The sequence below is a fragment of the Muricoccus nepalensis genome, from assembly GCF_006438825.1.
GTDB classification, from domain to species: domain Bacteria; phylum Pseudomonadota; class Alphaproteobacteria; order Acetobacterales; family Acetobacteraceae; genus Roseomonas; species Roseomonas nepalensis.
Genome location: NZ_RCZP01000103.1, coordinates 1 through 3258 on the forward strand (window position 1 = coordinate 1; position 3258 = coordinate 3258).

A 3258-nucleotide genomic window follows, 5' to 3' on the forward strand; every position below is an offset into this window, starting at 1 on the left:
GCCCGGATCTCGCGCGCCCAGTGATGCGCCGTGCCGCACGCCTCGATGCCGACAAGGCAGGGCGGCAGGCCTCGAAAGAAGGTCAGCACCTCGACCCGCTGCAGCTTTCGCCGTAGCACGGCCCGGCCAGCCTCATCCACGCCGTGCGCCTGGAACACGCGCTTGGCGATGTCCAAGCCGATGGTGGTAACCTGCATGCGGACGGTCCCTTCGCTCGCTGACCTCAACAGCCGCGAGCCTGGCACATCGATGCCGCTCAGGGGCCGTCCACCGCATCAGTTCATCCGCTCGGCGGTATGAGCCCTCAGGCGGTCGATCTCGACCCTCCTGGGTGTCCTGCCGCCAGGGTAGCGCCCGGCCGCTCCGTGGCAATCGGAACAAGTTGTCGAAGCGAGAGCCATGCCGACCGAACTGCGCCACCTCATCTTCTCGGTGACCGAGGTGGTGGAGGCGATCACGAGCTACCATCGGGCGCGCGGGATGGCGATGCCGAGCGGCACGGTCGTGGGCGCCGGGCTGACCGAGACGCCGGCCGGTGCGCCCATCAGTTTCTCCATCCTGATCCTTTCGGACCGCGCCCTGCCGGGTGGGGAGAAGGCCAAGCCGCAGGAGGTGACGCTTGGCGGCGCCGACCTTATTGCCGCGCTTATCGGCCACTGCCGGAGCTGCAGCATTCCCGTGCCGGCGAAGGGCAGCAAGGCGCTCGAGCGCTACGGGTCGCAGCTCGGGCTGGTGATCACGCTAGGACGTCCGCCCGCCGCCGCGTCGGAGAGGCCGAGGGGCTGAGCCTCCGTGAGCGCTACGGGGTGCCTTCGTGGGTGGCGCTCTGAGCCAGGAGGAGGGCGAGGAGGCCGGCGAGAAGCTCGTCCGCCTCCGTGAGGTGCAGCGCCCGCGCGTGCTCGGCCAGGGCCTGGGTGGTGGCAAGAGCGAGCTGCAGGCGCGCTTCCGGGTGACGGGCGTGGGACAGGCCCTGGCAGGGATCGCTCATGGGACGCTCCTGTTAAGACAACCTGCCTTTTTGTGTTTTCGTTATGCTTCAGCAACGCTCGGATCGAGTGGTAAACGAAGGGTAAATCGCAGCCTAGAACGACCGCAACAGGAAGGGCGGAGACGAGGCGCGAAACCTTTCGTGAAAGGCCGCAACGATGAGCGAGGGGTTCGACCCACCGGAGGATGAACTTGACCGCCTGGTGGCCGCCTCCATCGCGGGGGCGCTGGAGGCGATGCTGCGGCGTACCGAGGCGGGCGAGCGTCTGGCGCTGATCCGCACGCTGCGCGGGCAGATGGAGACGGTGCTGGCGGAGGCGCCGGTCCGGGACGACCCGGTCAAGGGGATCGCGCTGCGGACGCGCCTGGCGGCGCTGTTCGACGCCGAGTTCACCCGCCTGGAGGCGGCCGAGAAGGGGTGAGAGTGGACCTCGCTCCTCCGCGTTGCAGTTCGTTGCGGAAATGCGACGGGGCGAGGTGGTTAAGGGCCAATCCAGCGAATGAGATGAGGTGAGGTCTATGTTGACCGTGCTACGCCGCGCGATCGGCCTGATGTCCGCCGTGCTGACCTACGAGGACACTGTCCCGCGGTGAGAGCCGCGCCTTGGAGAGCCTCAGGCCGGCGCGGCTTCGAACTGCTCGCGGGTGGGGACGGGCGGGCGCACGGGAGCGTGGGTTGCCGGACCGACGAGCGACAGCTCCATGAGGCCGGCGGCGTTGCCGAGGATGGCGGCGGACGGCGCATCGCCCTGCTCGGCCGCGTAGTCCGACAGGCACTGCAGGGTGGCCAGGACCGAGCGCAGTTCGCTCTGGAAGCGGCGGTCGGAGGTCAGGCGCAGCGACATGGATGGGGTACTCGGGCCGGGGTTGAGGTGGGCTCTTCAGGGGACTGAAGATATATCCAATCTCCTTAACGGATCGTATTGAAGCAAGACTTCTTCAACACGTTGGTTGCAAGCTTCCACATCGCGGCAACGACGCTGTGCGAGGGTACCCGGCCAAGACGCTGAATCAGCACGGAATGGCGTTTGTAAGCGCGAAGGTTAGCTTTTGTAGCCTCCCCTGGCGGTGATCACGGACTATGTCATCCTGTCATGGTAACGACACGACGCTAAATGGTGGAGGTACTTCGTGGTGGGTCGCAGGCAGCTTGGTCTGAGCCAGCACCTTCAGCAGGCTCTGCTTGCAAGCCTTGAAATGCACCTCGACGGCCTCGACGATCCCGTCGAGCGCCGCGCGGCCCTCCACGAGGTCTGCGGGCGCCTCGGCGATCATCTGAGCGCCGCGCCTCTGTCGTTCCCGAGTGAGGAGCAGAGAAGGCACTGCGCGCTCGTTGCGGATGCCCTGCACGCGGCCAGCGAGCAGCTCCGCGGCCAGATGGCGGACGCCTGATCCCTGCACCACTGAACGCGGCCTGACGGCTCAAGGAGGAGACACTCTCCCCCTCCTCTCGGCCGAGGGGGGCTGGCACGGCAGCGTTCGCCGGCCGCACCAGCCCAGGCCATTCACAGGAGGAAGCGGTGTTAGGAAGTAGCGGCCCTCTCGGTGGGCCCAGACTGGCACACCCGGGTAAGTAGAGGATGAAAGGCGCCCCACAAACGTGGCGCAGCACGCCCCTGCCGCGAGCACTCCGGCCGCGCATGACGGAACGGCCCGTGACACATCCGGGGACACCGCCTCGAGCAGGTTGATAGAAAATTATACCGGCCGGGTCAGGTTGCTGTGGGGCACGCCGTTGACGGCGCGCCATCCCTTGCCAGCCGACCGTCGGATGAGATCCCCCATGCTGTTCTTCCCGGCCCTGCCCGCCCTGCGCTCCTCGCTGAGGAACCGGCTGATCGCGGCGTTCGGCCTCTCCTTCCTCGCCCTGGCCTCGCTCGGCGGCTTCGCGGGCTGGCAGCTGCGTCAGGTCAACACCGCGGCCGTCGAGATCCGCGACCGCTGGCTGCCCTCCGTGCGCGTCCTGGGCGAGTTGCGCTTCGCCACCTCGCACGTCCGCCTGAACGGCGCCCGGGTGCTGATGACCTCGGAGCCGGAGGTCCGGGCCGATGCCCTTCGTCGCCGGGCGGGCTTCGCCACGGACATCGAGGCGCTGCGCGCGCGCTACGAGGCCCTCATCTCCTCCCCGGGGGAGCGGCGGCTCTACGACGCCTTCGCCGCGGCCTGGGCGGCCTACGTGGCCCAGGACGCCCCGCTCCTGAGCGGCGCGGCCGGCGATCCGGCCGCGCTGCAGACCTTCAACACCGATCTTGCCCGGCTCTCCATCCGCGC

6 protein-coding genes and 1 pseudogene are annotated in these 3258 nt (G+C 68.2%); 3 read left to right on the plus strand and 4 right to left on the minus strand.

Features of this window, described 5'->3' with window-relative positions; all coding sequences use genetic code 11:
• Positions 1-197: pseudogene (locus tag EAH89_RS30575) on the minus strand (IS110 family transposase); the annotation flags it as partial.
• 202 nt (positions 198-399) lie between these two features.
• Between EAH89_RS30575 and EAH89_RS30580 the strand changes: the two are divergent.
• The gene (locus EAH89_RS30580; protein ID WP_140887915.1) at positions 400-786 is read left to right on the plus strand and encodes a hypothetical protein; all 387 of its coding nucleotides are present in this window, start codon (positions 400-402) and stop codon (positions 784-786) included.
• A gap of 13 nt (positions 787-799) precedes the next feature.
• Here EAH89_RS30580 and EAH89_RS30585 read toward each other — a convergent pair whose 3' ends face one another.
• A complete protein-coding gene (locus EAH89_RS30585) occupies positions 800-988 on the minus strand; it encodes a hypothetical protein (RefSeq protein ID WP_140887918.1) in 189 nt (62 codons plus the stop codon).
• 157 nt (positions 989-1145) lie between these two features.
• Here EAH89_RS30585 and EAH89_RS30590 point away from each other — a divergent pair, with 157 nt between their 5' ends.
• On the plus strand, positions 1146-1409 hold the full coding sequence (locus EAH89_RS30590) for a hypothetical protein (protein WP_140887921.1): 264 nt from the start codon (positions 1146-1148) through the stop codon (positions 1407-1409).
• 192 nt (positions 1410-1601) lie between these two features.
• On the opposite strand, the gene EAH89_RS30595 is transcribed toward EAH89_RS30590, so the two are convergent.
• Both EAH89_RS30595 and EAH89_RS30600 read right to left on the minus strand, forming a co-directional pair.
• A complete protein-coding gene (locus EAH89_RS30595) occupies positions 1602-1832 on the minus strand; it encodes a hypothetical protein (protein ID WP_140887924.1) in 231 nt (76 codons plus the stop codon).
• A gap of 247 nt (positions 1833-2079) precedes the next feature.
• Positions 2080-2262 carry a hypothetical protein gene (locus EAH89_RS30600; protein WP_140887927.1) on the minus strand — a complete coding sequence of 61 codons (183 nt, stop codon included), beginning with the start codon at positions 2260-2262 and terminating at the stop codon, positions 2080-2082.
• Between the two features lie 508 nt (positions 2263-2770).
• Between EAH89_RS30600 and EAH89_RS30605 the strand changes: the two genes are divergently transcribed.
• The coding region (locus EAH89_RS30605) for an MCP four helix bundle domain-containing protein (RefSeq protein ID WP_194152379.1) at positions 2771-3258 on the plus strand (488 nt) is incomplete at its 3' end.